Source organism: Cellulomonas sp. NPDC089187 (genome assembly GCF_040685135.1).
Lineage (GTDB): Bacteria > Actinomycetota > Actinomycetes > Actinomycetales > Cellulomonadaceae > Cellulomonas.
This window is the reverse complement of record NZ_JBFBHI010000001.1, coordinates 49229-73160: the sequence shown is the minus strand read 5'-3', so window position 1 is coordinate 73160 and position 23932 is coordinate 49229. Positions and strand designations below refer to the sequence as shown.

General features: G+C 66.7%; 22 protein-coding genes. 9 read left to right on the top strand and 13 right to left on the bottom strand.

The features are described from left to right. Positions 1–1583 precede the first annotated feature (1583 nt). The 4 genes from AB0N78_RS00360 to AB0N78_RS00345 form a co-directional block, all read right to left on the bottom strand. Positions 1584–2081: a hypothetical protein gene (locus AB0N78_RS00360; RefSeq protein ID WP_363384306.1), complete on the bottom strand. Its 498-nt coding sequence runs from the start codon at positions 2079–2081 to the stop codon at positions 1584–1586. Between the two features lie 545 nt (positions 2082–2626). Continuing rightward, positions 2627–2971 carry a hypothetical protein gene (locus AB0N78_RS00355; protein ID WP_363384303.1) on the bottom strand — a complete coding sequence of 115 codons (345 nt, stop codon included), beginning with the start codon at positions 2969–2971 and terminating at the stop codon, positions 2627–2629. A gap of 364 nt (positions 2972–3335) precedes the next feature. Continuing rightward, the gene (locus tag AB0N78_RS00350) at positions 3336–3662 is read right to left on the bottom strand and encodes a type VII secretion target (protein WP_363384300.1); all 327 of its coding nucleotides are present in this window, start codon (positions 3660–3662) and stop codon (positions 3336–3338) included. A gap of 93 nt (positions 3663–3755) precedes the next feature. Continuing rightward, a complete protein-coding gene (locus AB0N78_RS00345) occupies positions 3756–4055 on the bottom strand; it encodes a WXG100 family type VII secretion target (protein ID WP_363384297.1) in 300 nt (99 codons plus the stop codon). A gap of 111 nt (positions 4056–4166) precedes the next feature. Here AB0N78_RS00345 and AB0N78_RS00340 point away from each other — a divergent pair, with 111 nt between their 5' ends. The 5 genes from AB0N78_RS00340 (at position 4167) to AB0N78_RS00320 (ending at position 9694) form a co-directional block, all read left to right on the top strand. Then, a complete protein-coding gene (locus AB0N78_RS00340) occupies positions 4167–4781 on the top strand; it encodes a hypothetical protein (RefSeq protein ID WP_363384295.1) in 615 nt (204 codons plus the stop codon). A gap of 78 nt (positions 4782–4859) precedes the next feature. Further along, positions 4860–6425: an FtsK/SpoIIIE domain-containing protein gene (locus tag AB0N78_RS00335; protein ID WP_363384292.1), complete on the top strand. Its 1566-nt coding sequence runs from the start codon at positions 4860–4862 to the stop codon at positions 6423–6425. Beyond that, positions 6310–8580 carry an FtsK/SpoIIIE domain-containing protein gene (locus AB0N78_RS00330; protein ID WP_363386187.1) on the top strand — a complete coding sequence of 757 codons (2271 nt, stop codon included), beginning with the start codon at positions 6310–6312 and terminating at the stop codon, positions 8578–8580. The genes AB0N78_RS00335 and AB0N78_RS00330 overlap by 116 nt, the downstream gene beginning before the upstream one ends. Beyond that, entirely contained in the window at positions 8577–9209 is a 633-nt protein-coding gene (locus tag AB0N78_RS00325; protein ID WP_363384289.1) for a hypothetical protein, read from the top strand. Before AB0N78_RS00330 ends, AB0N78_RS00325 begins: the two co-directional genes overlap by 4 nt. Beyond that, entirely contained in the window at positions 9206–9694 is a 489-nt protein-coding gene (locus tag AB0N78_RS00320; protein ID WP_363384286.1) for an FHA domain-containing protein, read from the top strand. The genes AB0N78_RS00325 and AB0N78_RS00320 overlap by 4 nt, the downstream gene beginning before the upstream one ends. A 15-nt stretch (positions 9695–9709) precedes the next feature. On the opposite strand, the gene AB0N78_RS00315 is transcribed toward AB0N78_RS00320, so the two are convergent. Both AB0N78_RS00315 and AB0N78_RS00310 read right to left on the bottom strand, forming a co-directional pair. Continuing rightward, a complete protein-coding gene (locus AB0N78_RS00315) occupies positions 9710–10741 on the bottom strand; it encodes a phosphatase domain-containing protein (RefSeq protein WP_363384284.1) in 1032 nt (343 codons plus the stop codon). 10 nt (positions 10742–10751) lie between these two features. Beyond that, entirely contained in the window at positions 10752–11603 is an 852-nt protein-coding gene (locus AB0N78_RS00310) for a LysR family transcriptional regulator ArgP (RefSeq protein ID WP_363384281.1), read from the bottom strand. A gap of 70 nt (positions 11604–11673) precedes the next feature. On the opposite strand from AB0N78_RS00310, the gene AB0N78_RS00305 reads away from it, so the two are divergent. After that, positions 11674–12270 (top strand): LysE/ArgO family amino acid transporter, encoded by a 597-nt coding sequence (locus AB0N78_RS00305; protein WP_363384278.1) that lies wholly within the window; start codon positions 11674–11676, stop codon positions 12268–12270. A 1-nt stretch (position 12271) separates the two neighbouring features. On the opposite strand, the gene AB0N78_RS00300 is transcribed toward AB0N78_RS00305, so the two are convergent. The 3 genes from AB0N78_RS00300 to AB0N78_RS00290 form a co-directional block, all read right to left on the bottom strand. Continuing rightward, the gene (locus tag AB0N78_RS00300) at positions 12272–13648 is read right to left on the bottom strand and encodes an amino acid permease (RefSeq protein WP_363384275.1); all 1377 of its coding nucleotides are present in this window, start codon (positions 13646–13648) and stop codon (positions 12272–12274) included. A gap of 46 nt (positions 13649–13694) precedes the next feature. After that, positions 13695–15386, bottom strand: a complete 1692-nt coding sequence (locus AB0N78_RS00295) for a BCCT family transporter (RefSeq protein WP_363384273.1) — start codon at positions 15384–15386, stop codon at positions 13695–13697. A gap of 257 nt (positions 15387–15643) precedes the next feature. Further along, entirely contained in the window at positions 15644–16333 is a 690-nt protein-coding gene (locus tag AB0N78_RS00290; RefSeq protein ID WP_363384270.1) for an HAD family phosphatase, read from the bottom strand. A 115-nt stretch (positions 16334–16448) separates the two neighbouring features. Here AB0N78_RS00290 and AB0N78_RS00285 point away from each other — a divergent pair, with 115 nt between their 5' ends. Continuing rightward, positions 16449–17039: a DUF2231 domain-containing protein gene (locus AB0N78_RS00285; protein WP_363384267.1), complete on the top strand. Its 591-nt coding sequence runs from the start codon at positions 16449–16451 to the stop codon at positions 17037–17039. A gap of 100 nt (positions 17040–17139) precedes the next feature. Further along, on the top strand, positions 17140–17754 hold the full coding sequence (locus AB0N78_RS00280; protein ID WP_363384264.1) for an ANTAR domain-containing protein: 615 nt from the start codon (positions 17140–17142) through the stop codon (positions 17752–17754). Between the two features lie 12 nt (positions 17755–17766). Here the strand turns inward: AB0N78_RS00280 and AB0N78_RS00275 are convergent, their stop codons facing one another. After that, positions 17767–18588, bottom strand: coding sequence for an RNA methyltransferase (locus AB0N78_RS00275; RefSeq protein WP_363384262.1), 822 nt, complete (start codon positions 18586–18588; stop codon positions 17767–17769). 106 nt (positions 18589–18694) lie between these two features. Here AB0N78_RS00275 and AB0N78_RS00270 point away from each other — a divergent pair, with 106 nt between their 5' ends. Next, positions 18695–19240 (top strand): DinB family protein, encoded by a 546-nt coding sequence (locus AB0N78_RS00270; RefSeq protein ID WP_363384259.1) that lies wholly within the window; start codon positions 18695–18697, stop codon positions 19238–19240. 49 nt (positions 19241–19289) lie between these two features. Here AB0N78_RS00270 and AB0N78_RS00265 read toward each other — a convergent pair whose 3' ends face one another. The 3 genes from AB0N78_RS00265 to AB0N78_RS00255 form a co-directional block, all read right to left on the bottom strand. Further along, positions 19290–20021, bottom strand: a complete 732-nt coding sequence (locus tag AB0N78_RS00265; protein ID WP_363384256.1) for a 6-phosphogluconolactonase — start codon at positions 20019–20021, stop codon at positions 19290–19292. A gap of 198 nt (positions 20022–20219) precedes the next feature. Then, positions 20220–22187 carry an ABC transporter ATP-binding protein gene (locus AB0N78_RS00260; protein ID WP_363384253.1) on the bottom strand — a complete coding sequence of 656 codons (1968 nt, stop codon included), beginning with the start codon at positions 22185–22187 and terminating at the stop codon, positions 20220–20222. Beyond that, positions 22184–23920, bottom strand: a complete 1737-nt coding sequence (locus tag AB0N78_RS00255; protein WP_363384250.1) for an ABC transporter ATP-binding protein — start codon at positions 23918–23920, stop codon at positions 22184–22186. The genes AB0N78_RS00260 and AB0N78_RS00255 overlap by 4 nt, the downstream gene beginning before the upstream one ends. Positions 23921–23932 lie beyond the last annotated feature (12 nt).

The following is a 23932-nucleotide window of genomic DNA, read 5'->3' as shown; positions in this document are numbered from 1 at the left end:
ATTCGAGCGTATTGCACGTAGCGCTCAGTCGAATTGGCGACACCAGAAGCACGCGCCCCACGCGCGCCGAGGCAGCGCTCAGCCTCTAGTGAGCGATCCAACCGAAGCTTCCAACGCACACCGCACCAATCAAGGGGGCAGCGTTCAGTAGCCGGTGAACCAGTCACCCGCGCAGATCGATGCACCTCAGCCTCAGCCTCAGCCTCAGCCTCAGCCTCAGCCTCAGCCTCAGCCTCAGCCTCAGCCTCGACACAATCGCACCAGTCGAACCGCTCATCCACGAACTGCACCGACGTCGCATTCTCACCGCCGGTCAAGCCGATCTTGAGCCGACTTCCTGCCGAGTCGCCAGCCCATGCCCGCTCACAGAGCTACCCGTAGCTATCTGATTACCCACAAGTGCCGGATGCGCCCATTCCTGGACTATACCGGTGCTGCCTAATGGCCCGCAGCGCAATTCGAATTCGCGTCATTCTCGCTTCAGGCCCAGTCACTCGGTACGGTTGATGACATCTTCCCATACCAGCGATTCGCCCAAAAAGATCATTGTACCCGAGCTAACGCCTCGATACTCCCCACATATTGCGACAGCGTAACGCAGGTCTTTCGTCCAACTCAGGCGAAGCCCGGCGCACGACTGCCTTATAGAGGTAATAGTCGACCCATCAGCCCTCGTCGCACTCACATGGACGTCCCCGGTTGCCTCATTCCAGGATATCGTTAACGCACCACCCGGGCGGTCGGTGATATGAATAATTTTCCATAGGGGGTCTTCTGGGTCCACTCTCAGATCGAGGCCCAAGTCCGTGACATCGATCTCTTCAGGGAAGCCTTCGAAAATGCGCATCATACCCTCACTTTCGCTCGTGATGAAAACATTCAAACTGGAAAACTCCGGCCGCAATTCGCTCTGAATCCATGAGACAATCGGGAGATCATAAAGAGATACTCCGCTAGCCCGCCTACGGCTGTGTCGAGTGACTTATGAGCAGGTTTCGCACCCCGCCAATGAAAACTCTACGAGAGCTGTGACCCAGCGGCGAGGGACGCAGTTCGCTTGCGCATTGACCTAGCCGACCGCCTCAAAACGGCGGACGCGCTACGCGCACCCTGAGCAAACTCTTGCAATGCCTGTTCGATTGACCGCGCAGAAGGAACAACGAGCGCGGTCAAGTCTGGACCAACGATAATTGCGAAGCCGCCAAGGTTCTGAGTTTTCTCGTCGATCGGCTCGGCGTACACCACGGCGTGCGATTGGCCGTCTGGCAAATATCGCATTTTAGACGCCTGGTCAAATTCTATTCCGAGCAGGCCTGCGACCCAGGCGTCTGCCCTTGCCCAGTTGCCCGATATGCTCATTACTACCAACTCCATCAAAAAGTGAGCAATACTTGTCACCTACTGAGCCAGTATGGGGCACGTCGGCGAAATTTTCAAATCTCACCGCCGACACCATCGCGCTCGGCCGTAACCGGCCGAGCGGCGAACTAGTCACTTGATCAAGCGAAACAGAATCATTGCTTGCCAAAACCTCCTCGGGCCTCCCCGCAAGCACGCGCGAAAGCTGATTATCAGTGGTCGGGCTAAAGCGGCCGTTGTCCAATTACAATGCTGCGGAGATCTTCGGCGTATGAGCGCCACCGCCGGACCTCAGGTTCGGGGAACACACTTGCACCAGACTCGCGCTCTAGAAGCGGATACATCTGTTCAGGGCTTCCGAGTGCCGCGAACGCGCCCAAAAATATGTCCCATGGGTCAGGAAGCCGATCCGCATTCTCAACGATCCACGCCGTCCAAAGATACTGCCAGACCGCCGGGGCCTCGATGTCGAGCTCGTTGGTAGAAGCCCGGGGCAGAATTTCATTCACCGTTTCGGCATCTTCGCTCAATATAAGAGCCAGCTGGTCAATGATCTCTTGGTCTTCCGTCGCGCAGACTGACATCGCATTAGATTCTGCGAGATTGATAACGTCCCGGCATTGCATCCAGCCACGATCGAGTGCGTATCTAATCTCGGAAAGCGTGAGGTTGATACGCTCCGCTACCCACTTGGCATCAATCTTAAGGAAAAAGCATTCCATAGCGAACTGTCCAATGCGATTGATAGGGCTGCTGTTGAGCTCTCCTTACCAGTGCACAGCTTGTTAGCCACATCGGCCTCCTGCTCAGCGCAATGTCCCCCAGTCGTTAGTCGGATGCGTTCCATTAGCATGTTCCGGCCAGGACCGGCGGGCTCGCGATCGCGGCCCAACAATAGACGATCGAGCCCGATAGTGATTCGGGTCCGGTAGGCAGAAGTCGCACAAACGCGTGCAAATTTAATTAGAAATCACGCGCACCTTTTACGTAAGAAGCTATTCCATCGTCCGGGTCCACGGCGCTAGGAATCATAATTCCGTGACCTTCGCCATCGACTAGACAACTACCTCCTCCGCGAGACGGATGACTGAACAGCCACCCGCCAATCTCATCGATGAACTCTTCGCGTAGTTCAGCAGGGCTGGAAACTCGCAAATACCCACACGCAATCTCGGCGGCATTTTCACTAGCAGTGGACATATCACCCTTAATGTCTAATAGGACACACAGTCGTCCGCAGAAGGATAATCGATGCGGCATGGAAGGTTCATGTTCTTGGTTTCTTTTCGCTCACCGCCCGCACCTCGAAGCTAAAATACCAAAACAGGTCATCGCGCGCTTCCTGGGTGAGCTGGGGGAACTGCGCCGCGATGACCTCTTTAGCGCACTCTAATCCGCCCTTCCATCCAAGAGTATCCCAGTCGATCTCAATGTCTAGTAGCGAGCGCGAGACATTGCGCACCGCATCGGAATATTCTGCATCAACACGAGCAAGGCTTGGCCAAGGCGCCCTGTTGCATTCTCGTCCGATAAATTGCACGATCTGTGTACTGAGACTATCGTCGATCACTCGATAACCTACCTCACTTGAGGATTGCCTGAATTCCTGCACGTGCGTTACTTTCAACGATTCTCGTGACCCGCTCGTTTGCGATCAGTATTGAAATCTCGACGTTCGAGTCAATTTTTGCAGTTCGTCTCCCACGGCCGCCCTGACTTCGCCGTTCGCACCGCTCGCGTATGCCGCAGAAGCGTCACTCCATATACCCAGAGTTGCAGGGGCATCTGGAACCCAGTCCGGGAGATCGATCCCATAACGATGGTTCACCCCGACTGCACCGCACGCACCAACGCCGACACCTGACCCGCAGCCGTCACCGTCCGCTCATACACCCCCGCAACAGCACGCACACCCCACGCATCACCAGGAGTCGGATCACCACCCTGACCCACCACATGCCAATCAACCGGCCGACTCACACCGCCACCTGCACACCACTGGTCGCCGCCTGACCACCATGACCCTCCAACGCACTCACCAACTGCGCCTCAGCATCGTCATACGCCGCCACCGAATCCCGCAGCATCTGCGACAAAGTCTGCGCCTGCTCACGCACCTGAGTCCGACCATCCCCCCAATGCCGCTCAAACCGAGCCACAGCATCACGCACACCCCCGTGACCCACATCAGACTCATGCCCAGACAACCCCGACACAGAGTTATCCAACAGATCAGCCGCATCATCCATACGATCAGCCAGATCCTCGAGCTTGTCCCCCACAACCCTCAACGAATCACTCATCACACCCTCCCCGCACCACACACGAACACATCCTCACACAGGCGCCCCGGACCTCACCACGAAGCCCGGGGCACCTCAACCAGCAACGCCAGATCACGCACCCTTGAGCGCGTTCGCCAGCTCCTCGTCAGTCGAGCGGTATGCCTCAGCGGCCCGGCGCAGGAAGTTCTCAAGGTCTTCGAGAGCATTCACCGTGTCAGTGACTGCCTTGTTGAAGTCGGCGTACGTGCTCTGAAACGTGCCCGAGGCGTTGTCCGTCTGGAACCCAGCACCGATCAGCCCATCGACCGCGCTCTTGAGCCCTTCAAGCTCACCGATGCAGGCTTCCTTCCCAGAGCGCAGCTTCCCTGCAACATCGGTCAGTTCGTCGAAAGTCACGTTCAGGTTTGCCATGGTGGACCCCTGTCTTGTGGTATGCGAAGTCCATCTGGGCATTACAGGCATGGACCGTAGCAAGCGGGAGTCGGTTTCGGCAATGGGCGACTGACAGGTAGCGTTGCACAGGTGCGATTGACAGTCACGGCTCACGACGGTGCTACCAATGACGTTTCGATCGCCTTTATCGACATCACCCCTGATGCAACGATCGGGCGACTTCAGGCGATTTTGGTCAATCTGATGGCGTCGGACACCTCCGGCGCTGATCGTCGAGTAGCGGTCGATGGAACGGTGTACCCACCGCAGACGCCCCTCGATCAAACCGGGCTCAGATCTGGCTCCTGGGTGAGCTTGCTCGATGACGACGCGGTTCCGTTCGGCGGACGACCGCCGGTGGCCGGACCGGTGCAGGTGCGGACGGTGAGCGGCGTAGGTGCGGGTACGACGATCCACGTCGACTCGGGTCACGTGCGTGTTGAGGGCGTCTCTCCTGTCGACCTCATCGTGAGGGACGATCACACTGTCAACGCCGTGGGCCAACACAACGCCGACAGTGCGGGACTGGGCGCGGATACCGCGACGGTCGATGGTGAGCCCATCGACGGGGTCGTCTGGATCCCCCCGGGCGGGCAGGTGCACCTCGGGGATCGCATCATCGAGGTGCGCGACCGAGCCGCCACCGCGGCAATGGCGGAGTTCGTCCCGGAGTCCGGGGCGGTCAAGTACAACCGACCTCCCTGATTCCTCCCGCCTGAGCCCCCGGCAGTGTTCAAACTGCCACCGAGCCCGAGTGAACCCCCACAGCAGAAGTTCCCCTGGATGACCTCGCTCATCCCGCTGGTCTTCGCCGTCGTGATGGCGCTCGCGTTCAACAATCCCCGGATGCTTGCGTTCGGCTTGATGTCACCGCTGATGATGGTGGCCAACTTCATCAACAGCAGGAAGCAAGGCGCAGTCCGCTATCGCGAGCAGGTCGCTGAGCACACGGAACTCAGCGAACGAATCGAGAGCGACGCTGCGCAGGCGGTGGTGCAGGAACTCACTCGGCGGCTCTTCCTGTATCCCGATGCCGCCGAGGTCGGTGTCATCGCGACGACGCCCACTCCTCGACTGTGGGAGCGCCGTATCGGCGACGAGCACCACCTGGCACTGCGCTGTGGCACCGCTGATCAGCCCTCGGGTGTGACGCTCGAGGACCCCGAACAGCTGGAGCACAAGCGCAAAGTCGTGCGCGATGTCCGTGATGCCCCGGCTGTCGTGCACCTGGCGCAGACCGGTGTGCTCGGCGTCGCTGGGGCGGACGGACGGGCCAGTGCACTAGCACGTTGGTTCGTGGCGCAGATCGGTGTGCTCCACAGCCCCCGCGACGTGCAGGTCTATGTGCTCCGCGCCCCCGAGAACCGCAGTGCGGACGCCACCACAAGCACCCCGACCGTGAGCTGGGACTTCATCAGCTGGCTTCCGCACGCACGCCCGCTCTTCGGGCAGGACTGTATGAGCACGGTCGGCTTCGGAGCGCAGTCACTCGCTCGCCGGATCGCTGAGCTTCAACAGCTGATCGATCTCCGCCGGGAGGCCGCTCAACAGCAGACAGCCGGCCTGGAACCTCCGATCGTCGTCGTGATGGATGGCGCTCACCGGCTGCGTGCCATGCCCGGAGTCACGCGCATCCTCACTGAGGGACCGCGCTACGGGATCTACTCCATCTGCACTGACGAGAACGATCGCCTCCTGCCAGAAGAGTGCGTCACGGTGGTCGACATCCAGGACTCCGTTCAGCTCACGATCCGTCGGCACAAGGAGGATCCGATCCCGCAGGTGCTGCCCGACTGGGTCGATGACGACTGGCTGGACTGGGTGGGGCGTGCACTGTCACCGATGGAAGATGCGAGCCCACAGGTCTCCGACGCCGCGATCCCGGACGCCAGCCGGCTCCTCGATGTCGCAGGCTTGGAACCCCCTACCCCCGACGCCATCGCCGCTCGATGGCTACTGAACCCGCGCTCCACGCAAGCCGTCGTCGGGGAGTCGATCGACGGCCCGTTCCAGCTGGACATCTCTCAGGACGGACCGCATGCGCTTGTCGCCGGGACGACCGGGTCCGGGAAGAGTGAGCTGCTGCAGACCCTCGTCGCATCATTGGCGATCAGCAACACCCCCGAGGGGATGACCTTCGTCCTCGTGGACTACAAGGGCGGAGCAGCCTTCAAGGACTGTGTCGATCTCCCCCCACACCGTCGGAATGGTCACCGACCTCGACACGCACTTGGTGGAGCGCGCCCTCGAGTCGTTGGGGGCCGAGCTGCGGTACCGCGAGCATGTGTTGGCAGGCGCAGGGGCCAAGGACCTCGACGACTACATCGACCTCGCCGCCAGACGCCCTGATCTCCAACCGATGCCGCGACTGGCCATCGTGATCGACGAGTTCGCGTCGTTGGCCCGAGAGTTGCCGGACTTCGTGACTGGATTGGTCAACATCGCCCAGCGTGGTCGGTCATTGGGCATTCACCTGGTCCTGGCCACGCAGCGGCCCAGCGGTGTGGTCTCCGCTGAGATCCGCGCGAACACCAACCTGCGCATCGCACTGCGCGTCACCGACGCGGCAGAGAGTGCGGACGTCATCGACGCCCCGGACGCGGCCCGGATCGGGAAGTCGACACCGGGGCGCGCCTATGTGCGGCTCGGCTCGACCTCGCTGATCCCGTTCCAGTCCGGACGTGTCGGTGGTCGGCGACCCAGCGTCACGGAGGAGACCGACGCAGAGCCCCTCGACCCCCTGGTTCAGCGTCTTTCGTTGCCCGAACTGGCAGAGCCGGCACCGCAGCGACCGAAGGCAGCGGCTGACGCGGGTGACGTCGAGCGGACCGATCTCGCAGAGTTGGTCTCGGCGATCCGGGGGGCCGCGCAATCGTTGTCGATTCCCGAGCCGCGCAAGCCGTGGCTACCCGCCCTCCCAGAGCAACTACTCCTGTCCGAGCTCAATGTTTCAGACCTCTCGGACACAGGTGGGCCTGTCCCCTACGGTCGGGTCGACCTGGCTGGCGAACAACGGCAACCCGACGCGACGATCGACCTCGAAGACGAGGCGAGCCATCTCACCATCGTGGGTGCCGCCCGCACCGGCCGGACCACGGCGCTGCGCACCCTCGCTGCGTCGTTCGCCCGCACCTATCCCACCGATCAGCTTCATCTCTACGCCATCGACTGCGGCAACGGCGGGCTCCTTCCGCTCCGCGACTTCCCGCACGTGGGCGCTGTGGTGACCCGAACGCAGTTGGATGAGACATCCCGGCTGCTCGGGCGTTTGCGCGCAGAGCTCAAACGCCGTCAGGAACTGCTGGCCTCCGGCGGGTTCGCCGATGCGTCCGAACAGCGCCGATCGGTCACCCGGGACCAGCGGCTGCCGCGGATCGTCGTGCTGCTGGATTCGTGGGAGGGCTTCACCGCCACGTTCGACTCTCACGACGGTGGCAGCTTGGTCGATTCGACGATGACGCTCCTCCGAGAGGGCGCCAGCGCGGGAATCCACCTGATGCTGACAGGCGACCGTCAGCTCGTCTCCGGGCGGATGGGCTCACTCGTCGACGACAAGATCGCGCTCCGGCTGATCGATCGCACCGACTATTCGATGTTCGGTCTCAACGCGCGCAAGGTGCCGGAGAACATCGAAGCTGGGCGCGGCTTCCGCGCCGGAAGCGGTGCCGAGATCCAGATCGCGGTGGTGAGCCCGGACGCGTCGGGACAGAGCCAGCGCGAAGAACTGATTCGCTTGGGTGCCGAGCTGCGTGAGCGCGACCACGGCGTTGACCGTTCCCATCGGCCGTTCGGCGTGGAGTCGATGCCTGCCCGCCTGAGCTACTCAGACCTGGTTCGCCGTGCAGAGTCCGCCGGGCTGGTGGACGAGTTTGTGATCGGAGTGGGCGGCGATGACGTGGAACCGATCGGGTTCGATCCGCTACGAGGGCCCAGTGCGTTCGTGATCGGCGGTCCGTCGATGTCGGGCCGCAGCACCGCGTTGCTGACGATCGTGCGCTCGGCGCTCGACCACGGCTACGAGGTCGTGGGTCTCGCGCCACGGACCAGTCCACTGCGAGATTTGGTCGGCGACCAGGTGCGGGCGGTCGTGACCGACACGGATCTCACGCAGGACGTTCTGGAACCGCTCCTCGTGACGACGCCGGACGGGCCCCCGGTTCTGCTGGCCGTCGACGACGCGGACTTGCTACGCGACATCCCGGCGGACGCCTGGCTTAGAACGGTTGTTCCGCAGGCCTCGGACCGTCGCCTAGTGGTCGTGGTCGCCGGTCAGACGGATGTGATCTCCAAGGGCTTCTCTGGATGGTTGGTAGAGACCCGGAAGGCACGTCAAGGAGTCCTGCTCAAGCCGAACAACATGATCGAGGCGGATCTCATCGGCGGCCGGTTGAAGCGCAGCGACATCGGCGCGGAGGCTCCGACAGGACGCGGGTTCATCCAGGTGGGCTCGGCCCCCACCGCCAGTATCCAAATCGCACAGGTCACACCCGGAGGTGACGCATGACCGTCGACGAGTCCCCCAATGCCTTCGGAATCACCGTGCCGCCCAGCTGGGAAGAGATCGACCTCCGGCCGCTCACCCGAGACGCCGCGGTGCGACACATGGTCGACAAGCGTGTGCAGGAGGCCCCCGAACTACGCGAGCACCGAACGGAGATGGTGCGGTTCCTGCGCAACACTGTCGCTCAGGCGTGGGATTCGGGTGCGAAGTTCTGCGCCGTGTTCAGCGAACCGGCTGGGGAAGGCGTGATCCCGGGTACGCTCACGGTGACCTTCCTTCCACCGGCACCTGCCAGACCGGGCGAAGCCATGGTGGACGCGATCACCGACCAGCTGCAGCAGTCACCGGCTCCCGCAGGCGAGGGAGTCTGGCAAACGCTGACGATGACTGAGCTGTCCCAAGCAGGGACCGCAGTCCAGGTGTACGGAGTGCGAGACATCGACCTCAACCACGAGGGCTACCAGGTGCGCGCAGTGGTCATGAACACCTTCATCCCGACGGACGCTGGCGTTCTCCTGGTCGCGGGCACGTCTCCGGCCCTCGACGTCGCGGACGCGCTGTTCGAGCTCTTCGCGGCCGTCACCGACACCCTGACTCTGCACGCGCTCGGACCCGAAGAGGATGACGCATGAGCCGCCGCAAGCCCCAGCCCGAACCCGAGCAGACAACCACGCTGCCTGCCCCCGCGCTGACCACGGTGACACCACCTCCGCTCCCCCGCCGTCGTCACCATGACGACGCCACGGAGAGCGCCGTGTCCGGGAGCACCTCAGCGAACCGGGCTCGTCAAGTCATCCTCGAGCTGTCCGATGGCACACGGCGTCCGCTGCGCGGCACCCTGATCATCGGGAGGCAGCCCACCCAGCCGGAACGCTATGGCGATGTCTTGGCGCTTCCCGACACGACGCGGACCCTCTCTCGCGACCACCTGGAAGTCGGGATCACTCCCGGCGGTCAGGTGTGGGTGAGCGACATGGGTTCAGCCAACGGTTCGTATGTCGCCCGAGGTCCGGCTTGGACACGTCTGACTCCGCACCAACGGACGCCGATTGACGCCAATGACATGCTCCGCTTCGCGGACTTCAGCCTTCGCATCGCCTACGACGACCCGTCCTGAACCGGGCTGGGTCATTCACACCACCCCACCCCGCCGCAACCCCTCCGCCAACCCCACCCCGTCCCCCGCCGACACGAACACCGTCCCCGCCGCCCCCGCCAGCGCGTCCATCCCTCGCCGCGCCCCCGCGCCGACCCCGGGCGTCCCGGACGCCACCACCTGCTCCACCGGTGTCAGCTCCCGGATCGCCACCGCCGCGACCCGTCCGGGCCGTGCCGCGTCGAAGGCGCGGTACAGCTCGGGGTCGTGCTGTCCGTTGTCGCCGATCAGGATCCAGCGGGTGTCGGGGAACTCGTCGGCGAGGCGGAGCAGGGTGCTGGCTTTGTGAGCGTGGCCGGAGCGGAAGAGTGCCTCGCCGGTGGGTCCGAAGTCGGTGAGCAGCAGGGGTCCGCTGGGCAGGCCGACCCGGCCGAGGAATCGTCCGAGTGCGCCGGCGGTATTCCAGGCGCCGTTGGACAGGTAGAAGACGGGAGTGTGACCGTCGGCGGTGAGCTGCTGGTAAAGCTCGGGCATGCCGGGGACGGCGTGGCGGCTGGTCTCGCTGCGCAGCAGGAAGTTCCACAGGGCCACGTGGGGGCGCGGGACGAGGGTGACCAGGACGGTGTCGTCGATGTCGGAGATGACGGCGCGGCGGGTGTCGGGGTCGATGATGTGGATCGGGGCGGGGATGCCCTGGTCGCCGCCGGGGACGGACAGCAGGACGGTGGTGAGGCCGGGGGCGGTGGTGGTGGGGATGACGGCGTCGATGTAGCCGCCGCGGTCGGTGCGGACGATGTCGAGCAGCTCGCCGGAGGGTCGGCGGATCTCGACTTCGGCACCGGCGACCTCGGCGGTGAGGAGGTTGCGCCAGCCGCGGCGGGCGGTGGAGCCGGGGGCGGCGGCGAGTGGGTCGGTGAGCAGGATGCGGGCGCGCACCCGTAGCCAGGTCGTCGACCCGTAGGAGGGGTAGGCGACGACGCGTGGGATGAAGCCGTGGCGTCCGAGTCGGCGGACCAGGCGGCTGTTGACGCGGTCCTCGGCACGGGAGATCCACTCGGCGACGCTCATCGTCCCAGTATCACCGCAGGTGGCGGGCGGCTGCCGCCCGGATGGCCTGGCCGGTGTGGTCGAGGTCGCGGGCGGCCAGGGACCACTGCTGCCAGTAGAGGGTGACGTCGACGGGGTGGTCGGCGAGCGGGGCGAGGTCGGGGCCGGTCTCCGTCTCGGGCAGCATGCCCCACCCCATACCGAGCCGGACGGCGGTGGCGAAGTCGGCGGAGGCCGGCACGTGGTGCCGGGGTGGCGCGGTGGGGTCGACGCCGTGGGCGCGCAGGAAGGCGTCTTGCAGGTCGTCCTTGCGGTCGAAGACGACCACGGGTGCGCGGGTGAGCGCGTGGACGGTGGCACCGTCCGGGAACCAGGCACGCTGGCGGTCCGGGGCGACCATCGGGCGGTAGCGCAGGGCACCGAGCCGGTGGACGGTGCAGCCCTGGACCGGTTGGCCGCTGGTGGTGATGGCGGCCATGACGGTGCCGTCGCGGAGCAGGGCAATCGAGTGTGCCTCGTCTTCCCGGTGCAGGTCGAAGGCGATCCGGTCGGCCAGCGGGGCGAGGGCGGGTAGCACCCAGGTGCCGAGTGAGTCGCTGTTGACGGCGATGGACAACCGCGTCTGCTGCGTGGCGCTCCCGGCGTCGTGCTGGGCCTGTTCGGTCAGGGAGAGGACCTGTCGGGCCAGTCGGAGGTAGACCTGTCCGGCCTCGGTGACGCCGGCGGGCCGGGCCCGGCGGATCAGGACTTGCCCGACCGAGGTCTCCAACGCCCGGATGCGCTGGCTGACGGCGGACTGGGTGAGGTGCAGTGCGTCGGCGGCTGCCTCGAAGGAGCCGTGCTCGATGACGGCGACGAGGGTGCGCAGCTGGGGCAGCTCCATCAGCTCAGCTTATCGAGGTCGCACAGCAGTCATTGGACTACTGGCGTCCGCCGCACCTAGCGTCGCTGACGTGACCACCCTCCTCACCGGATTGCTGTTCGGGCTCTCGCTGATCGTGGCGATCGGCGCGCAGAACGCCTTTGTGCTCCGCGTGGGGCTGACCCGTCGACATGTGTTGCCGGTGGTGGTGGTCTGCGCGGTCAGTGACCTGGTGCTGATCGGGGCGGGCGTGGCGGGGCTGGGGGCACTGGTGGACGCGCACCCGATGGTGCTGACAGTGGCGCGGATCGCCGGGGCGGCATTCCTGATCGGGTACGCGGTGCTGGCCATCCGGCGGGTGGTTCGGCCGGAGGCGTTGACCGCGGAGTCGAGCAGTGCGCGCGGGCCGGTGGTGACGGCGCTGGCGTTGACCTGGCTGAATCCGCACGTCTATCTGGACACGGTGGTGCTGCTCGGCTCGGTCGCGGCGGGCCACGGGGAACTGCGCTGGTGGTTCGGGGTCGGCGCGATGCTGGGTTCCGTGCTGTGGTTCACCGCGCTGGGTTACGGCGCCCGGTTGCTCGGTCCGGTGTTCGCCCGGCCGAACGCCTGGCGGGTGCTGGACGGGGTGATCGCGGTGGTGATGTTGTCGATCGCGGCGGGGTTGCTCCTCGGGCTGCGGGGATGATTCAGGCCGACCGCCGCCGCACCCACGCACTGACCCCGTAGGTCGCCAGAATCACGGCCACCAGCACCGCGGTCGACGCCAACTGCACCCGTGCCGCGTCGTCGGCCAGCATCAGTGCCACCAGCCCGGCGAGCCCGGCGAGGGTGGCCCAGGTCAACCAGGGGAACCCCCACATCCGCAGGGTCATCGCCTCACCGCGCTCGGCAGCCTCGCGTTCCAGCCGGGGTCGGAGCTTGAGCTGCGCGACGGCGACCAGCACCCAGACCACCAGCAGCGCGGAACCGACGGCATTGAGCAGCAGCCCGAGCAGGTCATCCGGCAGCAACCAGTTGAGCGCCACCGCCACCACCGCGAAGGCCACGGATACCAACACAGACACCCAGGGCACGTCCCGGCGGGAGACCCGGCGCAGCACCGACGGGCCGTCGCCGCGCCCGGCCAGGGAGTACGCCATCCGGGAGGTGCCGTAGACGTTGGCGTTGAAGGCGGACAGCAGTGCGATGACCACTACCACCTCCATCAGCTTGGCAGCACCGCTCAGCCCAGCCAGGTCGAGCACCGCGACAAAGGGGCCGGACAGCAACTCCGGCGCGGTCCACGGCAGGACCAGCACCATGATGGCCACCGAGCCGACGTAGAACAGCATGATGCGCCACACGATGGTCCGGGTGGCCCGGGCGACGGCGCGCTGCGGGTCGCGGGCCTCGGCGGCGGCGATGGTGACGATCTCGATGCCACCGAAGGCGAAGACCACCACCAGCAGTCCGGCCGCGATGCCACCCATGCCCTCAGGTGCGAAGCCGCCATGGCCGAGCAGGTTGCTGGTGCCGACCGGATCGGTGCCGGGCAGCAGGCCGAAGACCAGCAGGGTGCCGATGATCAGGAACCCGACGATGGCGGCGACCTTGATGAAGGCGAACCAGAACTCCAGCTCGCCGAACTGCCGCACCCCGGACAGGTTGACCACCGCGAACAGCGTGACGAACACCGCCGCCACCACCCACTGCGGCACGCCGGGCAGCCAGCCGCTGATGATCTGGGCGACGCCGGTGATCTCCGCGCCGAGCACCATGATCAGGGTGAACCAGTACAACCAGCCGAGGGTGAATCCGGCCCAGCGTCCGAGCGCCTTCTCGGCGTAGACCGAGAACGACCCGCTGGCCGGGATCGCGGAGGCCATCTCGGCCAGCATCCGCATGATCATCACGACCAGCAGCCCGGCGATGGCGTAGGAGACCAGCACCGCCGGTCCGGCGGTGGCGATCCCGGCACCGCTGCCCAGGAACAGCCCGGCTCCGATCGCGGATCCCAGACCCATCATGGTCAGGTGGCGGGTCTGGAGGCCCGGGCGCAGGTGGTCGCGGGTGTCGCTGGTCATGGCTGTCCTGGGTCGGAGGGTGACGGAGGGGTCACCGTATCGGGGATTACTCTCGCGGCCCGCGCACCCGTCGCCACCACCGGGCACCACCGTCGTCCGGCTCCTCGTCCTGCTGGTCACGTTCGGCGAGTTGCGCCTCGACGCTGCGGGTGACCTGGGCCGTGACGTGCTCGGTCAGGCTGGCCCGGACCCGGCGACGTTCAGCGCGCAGCACCGCGACGTGTTCCAGATGTAGCGCCTTGGAGGTGCTGAACACCATGCCGATCATCACCACGGAGAACGGCAGGGCGATCAGGATGGCGGCGGTCTGGAGCGCGGTGAGCCCACCGGCGAGCAGCAGGGCGATGGCCAGCACGCCGACCAGCGCGGCCCAGATCACCCGGAGTCGGGTGCCGGGGTTGGGATTGCCACCGGCGGAGAGCATCGCGACGACCAGCGCACCGGAGTCCGCCGAGGTGACGAAGAACAGGGCGATCAGGATGATCGCGCCGATGGTCAGTGCCGCCCCACCGGGCAGCTGGGAGAGCAGGTCGAAGAGCGCGTTCTCCGGCACCACGCTTCCGTCGGGGCCGACCAGTCCCCCACCGCCGAACAGCTCCTGGTAGAGCGCCGACCCGCCGAGCACCGAGAACCACAGGAAGGTGACCACGGTCGGGACCAGCAGCACCCCGCCCACGAACTCGCGCACGGTGCGACCGCGGGAGATCCGGGCGATGAACACCCCGACGAAGGGCGCCCAGCTGATCCACCAGCCCCAGTAGAACGTGGTCCAGGACGCCTGCCAGGCCTCGCCCTCGGCACCCGAGTAGGCACTGACGTTGAAGGTCAGGGACAGGAAGCTGGACAGGTAGTTACCGATCGACTGGACGAACTCGCGCAGCAGGAACAGCGTGGGTCCGAGCACCAGGACCAGCAGCATCAGCACCCCGGCCAGCGTGACGTTGATGTTGGACAGCCACTTCAGGCCCTTGTCCAGCCCGGAGACCACCGACAGCGTGGCGGCGGCGGTCACGATGATGATCAGGACGATCTGCAACCCGGTGGAGGACTCGATCAGCCCCGCGTGGTCCAAGCCGGCGGCGATCTGCAACACCCCGAGCCCGAGGGAGGTCGCGACGCCGAACACGGTGCCGACCACGGCGGTCACATCCACCACGTCGCCGAGCCGGCCGCGCACGCGGTCACCGAGCAGCGGCTCCAACGCCCACCGGATCGACACCGGGCGGCCCTTGCGGTGGATGGTGTACGCCAGCGCCAGACCGACCACCACGTAGATCGCCCAGGCGTTGACGCCCCAGTGCAGGTAGGTCTGGGTCATCGCCGTCTGGGCCAGCTGCACCGGTGTGCCGTCGACCCCGGGCTTGGGATCGGCATAGTGACTCAGCGGCTCGGCGACGCCCCAGAACACCAGCCCGATGCCCATGCCGGCGGCGAACAGCATCGAGAACCAGGTGCCGAGTTTGTATTGCGGCACGTCGTCGTCCTGGCCGAGGGTGATGTCCCCCCAGCGCCCGATCCCCACCCAGATGGAGAAGGCGACGAATCCGGCCACCAGCAACACGTAGTACCAGCCGAAGCCGCTGACCACATTGGATTGCACCGAAGCGATGAACCGCTCGGCGGGGCCGGGGAACGCGATGGTCAACCCGGCGACCAGCGCCACGATGGCGGCCGAAGGCCAGAACACCGCCGGGGCGATTCCCCAGCGTTCACGAAGGGACGGTCGGGATGTGGACATCGGGACCTCGGGATCCTCGGGGGCGCAAAAAGACGCTCAAGAATGCCATCCGGCGCGCCAGAGCGCCACGTGCGCGGCGCGTCGGGCAGGCGCGGCCCGTCCTCGGGCGGATGACCCGGAGACGTCGGGCGACGGTCAGCCCCATTCCGCGAGCTCGCGGGTGGTCAGCCCCGTCGTCCCGACGTTCCAGCCCCGGGCAGCCGATGCCCCCGGTGTCGTGACTCGATCGGGCCGTGGATGCCGGTGAGCACACCGGATCAGTCGCGGTCAGTCGAGAAGCCCATCCAGTCGAGCAGGTCGTTAGCATCCGTGGTGGCCATCCCGCCCCTGATCAACAGGTCCGCCTGCTCGAATCGCGGGTCGAGCGGCTCGATCACTGACGGGATCGCGATGCACCGCATCCCCGCGGCCTTGGCGGCGAGCACCCCGGGCACCGCATCCTCGATGACCACGCACTGCTCCGGCGGAACACCCAGTCGCTCGGCAGCGGCCAGGAAGACATCGGGGGCCGGTTTGCCCGCCCCGACCTGGTCGACGCTCACGCGCACCGGCAGCAACTCCGCCAGCCCGACGGTGCTCAACGACACCTCGATGGCCGACAGCGGTGACCCGGAGGCGACAGCCATCGGCACCTGCGCAGCAGCCAGCGCCCGCACCAGCGCGGTGGTGGGCGCGAAGGGCTGCAGCTGCGGGAACAGCGCGGTGGCCAGCTCGATCTTGCGGGCGGTCCAGGCCGGCAGGTCCGGCTCAATGCCGTAGTGCCCCGCCAGTGCCGCCAACACCTCAGTGCCGCCGAGCCCGACGAATCCGGCCTTCACCTGCGGGGTGAGGCCAATGCCGTGCTCTGCGAACAGCTGGCGTTCGGCCTCGTAGAGCAGGGCCTCGCTGTCCACCAGCACCCCGTCCATATCCCACAAAACGGCCGAGGTGGTCGGCTGGTCAGTCATCGTCACTCCTTCGTGCGGTTCGTCAGCGAAACCCTACCAGATGGTAGGTGAAGCTCCAGATGCGGGACCGCTCCCCCTCAGCGAGGCTCGGAGCCAGCCCATCCCGGAGGTCGTCATGGCACAGCACGCCCACGAGCCCACCCCGCTGCCCGGTCGCCTGGCCGACACGCTGGAACACGCCGAGTCGCTCGACCCGGCGGTGCAGCGGCTCGACGAGCTCAGTCGACCGCTCTTGAGCCACGATCTGGTGCGCGACCTCCTGCACGGGCGACCCTTGGGCCACGCCGCCCACCCCCTGCTCACCGACCTGCCGATGGGTCTGTGGCTGAGCAGCGTGACGCTGGACCTGGTCGGCGGCACCGGAGCCCGCGCAGCTGCGGACCGATTGCTCGGCCTCGGAGTGCTCAGCGCCGCACCTGCCAGCCTGAGCGGGGTGGCGGACTGGGCACTGGGCGATCAGCGCGTACGCCGGGTCGGGGTGGTGCATGCCGGGCTGAACTCGGTGGCAACGGTGACCTTCGCGGCCTCCTGGCTGCTTCGCCGCCGCGGGCACCGCACCGCCGGGGTACTGGCCTCACTGCTGGCGACCGGTGCGGTCGGAGCCGGCGGATTCCTCGGCGGGCACCTGGCATTCCGGCAGCGTTCACCACGGCCCGACGCCGCCGACCCGAACGCCACCATCCAGCACACCTCGACCCCGGACTGACGAGACGCCGGGCGGCACGTCGATTACCCTCTGACCAGCGCGGAAGAAGGAGTCGGGCCAAGGCTCCGGGCACCGCAGTAGTACGAGGACCACCACGACATTGTCGGAACAGAAGGACGTCACACCCACCACCTTGGCCAGCACCCCGACCGGTGCCTACCGATTCGACGCATGCACCGGTGCCTGGTGGTGGTCGGACTCGGTGTACACGATTCACGGCTTCGCCGCCGGGGAGGTCGTCCCCACCACCGATCTCCTGCTCAGCCACACCCACCCTGAAGACCGGGACGAGCTGGTCGACCGCCTCGCCGATGACCGGCTCAGCCTCGCCTACCGCGTGATCGACGCCCACCACCACGAGCACCTGTGCGTGCTGGTCGGTGAGCGCCAGGCCGACGGACTGCGCGGTTACCTGATCGACCTGACCGACCTGGTCAATCGCCACGGCCAGGCGGTGGCCACCTCGGCGATCTCCGCGGCCGCCACCTCCCGGTCGATGATCGAACAGGCGGTCGGTGCCGTCGCCTTCAGCCACCAGCTCGATCCTGCGGGTGCCTTCGGCCTGCTCCGCGCGGCCTCGATGGACGCCAATGTGCCGATCCGCTCATTGGCTGCCGCCATCGTCGAGGCGCTGCCCGACCTCGGTGCCGATCCTCGGAGAGTGCGACGGTTCCTGGACGAGTTGCGCAAACCCAAGCGGGATCGCGTCGGCTGAGCGCTCCGCGGCTCAGGCCCGGGTCGCCCAGGTCGCCACCGCCACCGCCGAAGCCACATTCAACGAGTCCACGCCCCCGGCCATCGGGATCCGGACCGCGGCATCGCAGGCGGCAATGGTCTGCCGTTTCAGCCCATCCCCCTCGGTGCCGAACACCATCGCCAGCCGCGGCGGCGGGTCGGCGGCCAGCTGGTCCAAGCTGATCGAGTCGTCGTCCAGCGCCAGGGCCGCCACGGTGAAACCCAGCTCGTGCAGCAGCTCGATCCCGCCCGGCCAGGCCTCCAGGCGGGTCCACGGCACCTGGAACACCGTGCCCATCGACACCCGGATCGCCCGGCGGTACAGCGGGTCGGCGCAGGAGGGCGTGACCAGCACCGCGTCAACCCCCATCGCCGCGCAGGCGCGCATCGCCGCGCCGACGTTGGTGTGATCGACGATGTCCTCCAGCACCACCACCCGTCGGGCGTCGCGCAGGGTGTCCGCCACCGAAGGCAGCACCGGCCGGTGCATCGACGCCAGCGCGCCACGGTGCACGTGGAAGCCGGTGATCGCCTCCAACACCGGGGGCTCGGCGACGTACACCGGGATCGGCTCGCCCGTGTCATCGGCACCCAGCAGGGATTCCAGGTCCGGCAGCCAGCGCGGCGACACCAGCACCGAGCGCGGCCGGTGTCCGGCCTGCAACGCCCGGGCCAGCACGGTGGAACTCTCCGCGATGTACAGCCCCTTGGCCGGCTCGTGCTTGGAGCGCAGCGCCACGTCGGTCAGACGCAGGTAGTCGGCGAGCCGGTCGTCGTCGGGATCAGTCAGCGCAATGGTCTGGTACGCGGGCACCGGACCATTCTCGCCGATCGACGGGACAACCCGAGCAGGGCCCGGTGCGTCGATGAACCCTCGGATTCCCCTCGGCCCGCCGCGGTTCCCACGTCATACTGCCGATATGTCACCGATCTCCCTCGACGAACACGGCCGCCCGGAGCCGCCGCTAGCCGCGGACGAGGCCACGATGCTGCTCGCCTACCTCGACTACCATCGCGCCACCCTGGAGTGGAAGACCGCGGGACTGTCCCCTGCCGGGCTGGCCACCACCGTCGGACGGTCCACCATGACGCTGGGCGGGCTGGTGGCGCATCTGGCCTACGTCGAGGACTCCTGGGTCACATGGCGGCTGCGCGGCGAACCTGCCCCTGCCCCCTGGGACACGATGGACTGGGAGGCAGATATTGACGGCGACTGGCATCTGGCCGAGAGCCTGCGACCGGCGCAGCTGCGCGAGCTGTGGGCGGCCTCGGTGCAGCGCTCGCGGGCCGGGATCGAGGCGGCGCTGAGCGAGGACGGGCTCGATGCACCGGTGCGTCGACCCTGGGCGGACGGCCGGGCACCCACCCTGCGCTGGGTGCTGGTGCACCTGATCGAGGAGTACGCCCGGCACAACGGTCACGCAGACCTGCTGCGCGAGCAGGCCGACGGGCAGGTCGGGGAATGACGCGCGAGGGCCCGACACCCCGGTGAGTGTCGGGCCCTCGCTCATCGGGTCACTTGCGGCGCCAGCCGCCCGCACCATCGGACTCGATCAGCGCGGCGGCCTCCCGGTCGGCGATCAGCAGCAGGTTCGGGTGGGTGCGCAGGATCGTCCCCGGGCGGTCCTCGCCGATCGGTCCGGTGAGGATCTCCGCCAGCGCCTCCGCCTTGGACGATCCGCTCACGATGAGCACCGCCTGCGTGGCCCGCAGCACCATCGGGAAACCGAAGGTCACTACCTCGGTCGGCACCGGGTCCATCGAGGCCACCTCGTGGTACCAGGACGCCTCGGGGGTGACGTCGTAGCGGTAGATGTCCCGGTCGTAGCGGGTGGTGCCAGGCATGTTGCCGCAGAAGTGGCAGTCACCGCCCAGGCCCATCAGGATCAGGTCGAGCCCGCCGTGCTGCTCCAGGTCCGCACGGATCTGGTCGGCGTTGTCCAGGGTGAGCCCGTGGATGTTGGCCTCGGCGATCCCTGCCGGGCGGAAGATCTGCTCGTCCAGACTGGTCCGGGTCACCCCACGGTCGGTGCCGTTCGGGATCTCGTCGAAGTTGTAGAAGTGCACATTGTCGATGTCCTGACCGCGCTCGGCGAGGATCGGTGCCAGCATCCGATAAGCGCCAGCCGGGGTGGCACCAGCGGTGATGGACAAGTTGACCCGGCGGTCCTGCAGCATCGCACCGGCCAGCACAGCCGCGGTGGTCCGGCTCAGGGCCGCGTAGTCGTCCTCGATGACGAACTTCATGGGATGTCTCCTTCGACGGGGCCCGTGCGCACGCGGCCGAAGGCACGTCCGGGCAGCCTCATGCCGCGGGGCGCCGCGGCAGCGAGTCCTCGGGCGGATCGCTCCTCACCCGGACGCCGCCCACCCTAACGCATACCGGACGGTAGGGATTGGGCGATGATCCCGGGGGCCGCCGAGCGGACGACCCCCGGGACGGGCTCAGCCCTCGGCCACCGCCGCGGCGAACTGGCTGCTGTAGAGCCGGGCATAGGCACCCTCGGCAGCCAGCAGCTCCTCATGGGTGCCCTGTTCGACGATCGAACCGTGCTCCATCACCAGGATCAGATCCGCATCCCGGATGGTCGACAACCGGTGCGCGATCACAAAGGACGTCCGACCTGCGCGCAACGCGTTCATCGCCTGTTGCACCAGCACCTCGGTCCGGGTGTCCACCGAGCTGGTCGCCTCGTCCAGCACCAGGATCGACGGATCGGTCAGGAACGCCCGGGCGATGGTGAGCAGTTGCTTCTCCCCCGCGGACAGATTCGAGGCCTCGTCGTCGATCACGGTGTCATAGCCGTCCGGCAGGGCGCGCACGATCTGGTCGACATGGGTGGCCTCCGCCGCGCGGACCAGGTCCTCGTGACTGACACCCTCCGCGCCATAGGCCAGGTTCTCCGCGATGGTGCCGCCAAACAGCCAGGTGTCCTGCAGCACCATCCCGACCCGCGAGCGCAGATCGTCCCGGGTCACCGCGCGGGTGTCGACGCCGTCCAGGGTGATCCGCCCGGAGTCGATCTCGTAGAACCGCATCAGCAGGTTGACCAGAGTGGTCTTGCCCGCGCCGGTGGGTCCGACGATGGCGACGGTCTGCCCCGGCTCGGCCACCAGGTCCAGGTGCTCGATCAGCGGGGTGTCCGCCCGGTACCGGAAGGACACATCATCGAAGACCACCCGTCCGGTGACCGTCGCGGGCAGCTGCTCGGGGACCACCGGGTCCGGCTCCTGCTCGTCAGCGTCCAGCAGCTCGAACACCCGCTCGGCCGAGGCCACCCCCGACTGCATCAGGTTCATCATCGAGGCGATCTGGGTGATCGGCTGGGTGAACTGCCGCGAGTACTGGATGAAGGCCTGCACATCGCCCAGGCTCATCGTCCCCGACGCCACCCGCAGACCGCCGACCACCGCCACGATCACGTAGTTGAGGTTGGCGATGAAGCCCATCGCGGGCTGGATGATCCCGGAGATGAACTGCGCCTTGAAGGAGGCGGTGTACAGCTCCTCGTTCTGCTGGTCGAACTGCTCGATCGCCTGGTTCTTGCGACCGAAGACGGTCACCAGGGTGTGCCCGGTGTACATCTCCTCAATGTGTGCGTTCAGCGTGCCGGTGGCCGCCCACTGCTTGACGAACTGCGGCTGCGACCGCTTGGCGATCTGCGTGGTCACGATCACCGACAGCGGAATGGTCACCAGCGCGACCAGGGCCAACAGTGGGGAGATCCAGAACATCATCCCCAGCACACCCACCACGGTCAGTACCGCGGTCACCAGCTGGGAGAAGGTCTGCTGCAGAGTCTGGGAGAGGTTGTCGATGTCATTGGTGACCCGGCTGAGCACCTCACCGCGCGGCTGAGAGTCGAAGTACTTCAGCGGCAGCCGGGACAGCTTGGCCTCCACCTGACGACGCAGGTCGTACACGGTGCGCTGCACGATGCCGGTCAGGATCAGGCCCTGTAGGTAGCTGAGCAGCGCCGCGGCGACGTACACCGCGATCACCCACATCAGCACCGCACTCAGATCGGCGAACACGATCCCGACCCCGGGCGTCACCCCGGACATCCCGGCCAGCATGTCGGCGATCTGGTCCTGCCCCTGGGCGCGCAGCCCCTCGACCGCCTGCTCCTGGGACACCCCGGCGGGCAGCATCGAGCCGACCACACCGTTGAAGATCACGTTGGTGGCATTGCCGAGCAGCTTGGGACCGGCCACCGACGCGGCCACCGACAGCGCACCCAGCACCACCACGACCAGCAGCCGCAGCCGCTCCGGACGCAGCACACCGAACAGTCGACGGGCCGATCCGGTGAAGTCCATCGACTTCTGGCCGGGCATGCCCATCCCCATCCCGGGGCCACCGCCACCGGGTCCACGGCGGACCGGGGCGGCGTTCTTGGTGTCGTTGCTCATGCTGCCTCCTCCGCACTGAGCTGGGAGTAGACGATCTCCTGATAGGTCTCGCAGGACGCCAACAGCTCGTCATGCGTGCCGGTGCCGACCACCCGGCCGGCATCCAACACCACGATCCGATCCGCACCCCGGATGGTGGCCACCCGCTGGGCGACCACGATCACCGCCGCATCCTGGGTCTGCGGCACCAACGCGGCACGCAGCGCTGCATCGGTGGCGAAGTCCAAGGCGGAGAAGCTGTCGTCGAACAGGTAGACCGCCGGCTGACGCACCAGCGCCCGGGCAATGGACAGTCGCTGTCGCTGCCCCCCGGAGACATTGGTGCCGCCCTGGGCGATCGGCGAATCCAACCCCTCGGGCATCTCCCGGACGAAGTCCGCCGCCTGGGCGATCTCCAGCGCGTGCCAGAGCTCGTCGTCGGTGGCCTCGGGATTGCCGTAGCGCAGGTTGCTGGCCACCGTGCCGCTGAACAGGTACGGCTTCTGCGGAACCAGGCCCACTTGCCGCCACAGGTCGTCCAGCATGAAGTCCCGGACATCGGTGCCATCCAGCAGCACCTGTCCCCCGGTGACGTCGAACAGCCGCGGCACCAGATTCAGCAGCGTGGTCTTGCCCGAACCGGTCGACCCGATGATCGCGGTGGTCTGCCCCGGCTCAGCGACCAGGTCGATGTGCTCCAGCACCGGACGCTCGGCACCCGGGTAGCGGAACTCGACATCGCGCAGCTCCAACCGGCCCGACGCCCGACCCGGCAGCGCGGTCGGCGTGACCGGCTCGGCCACGGTGCTCCTGGTGTCCAGCACCTCCGTGATGCGCTCGGCGGAGACCACCGCCCGCGGCAGCATCACAAAGATCATCGCGGACATCATCACCGCGGACAGGATGTACATGATGTAGCTGATGAACGCGGTCAACGCCCCCACCTGCATGTGACCGGAGTCGATCCGCTGCGCGCCGAACCAGATCACCCCGACGCTGGTCAGGTTCATGATCAGCATCACCGCGGGGAAGATCAGCGCCATCAGCCGACCGGCCCGCAACGAGGTGTCGAAGAGCGCCTGGTTGGCGACCTCGAACCGCTCGGACTCCCGGCGCTCGCGGACGAAGGCCCGGATCACCCGCAGCCCGGTCAGCTGCTCGCGCATCACCCGGTTGATCGCGTCGATCTTCTGCTGCATCGCGCGGAAGTACGGCACCATCCGCCACACGATCAGGCCGACGACGATGGCCAACAGCGGCACCACCACCAGCAGCAATGCGGACAGCGTGGTGTCCTGCTGTAGGGCGAGCACCACACCGCCGACCAGCATGATCGGTGCCATCACCAGGATCGTCAGGGACATCAGCACGACCATCTGGACCTGCTGCACGTCATTGGTGGTGCGGGTGATCAGCGACGGCGCACCGAAGCTACCGACCTCCTGCGCGGAGAAGTCCTGCACCCGGCGGAATAGCCCGGCCCGGACGTCCCGACCGAAGGACATCGCCACATGCGCACCGAAGTACACCGCGGCAATCGAGCAGGCGACCTGCACCAGGCTGATCGCCAGCATCCACGCGCCGGTGCGCATGATGTAGCCGGTGTCCCCGACCGCGACACCCTGGTCGATGATGTCGGCGTTCAGAGTCGGCAGGTAGAGCGTGGCGATGGACTGCGCGAGTTGCAGCACCATCACATAGGTGGCCTGACGCCAGTACGGCTTGAGGTGGTCTTTGATCAGTTGCCAGAGCACAGGCAGCTCCCG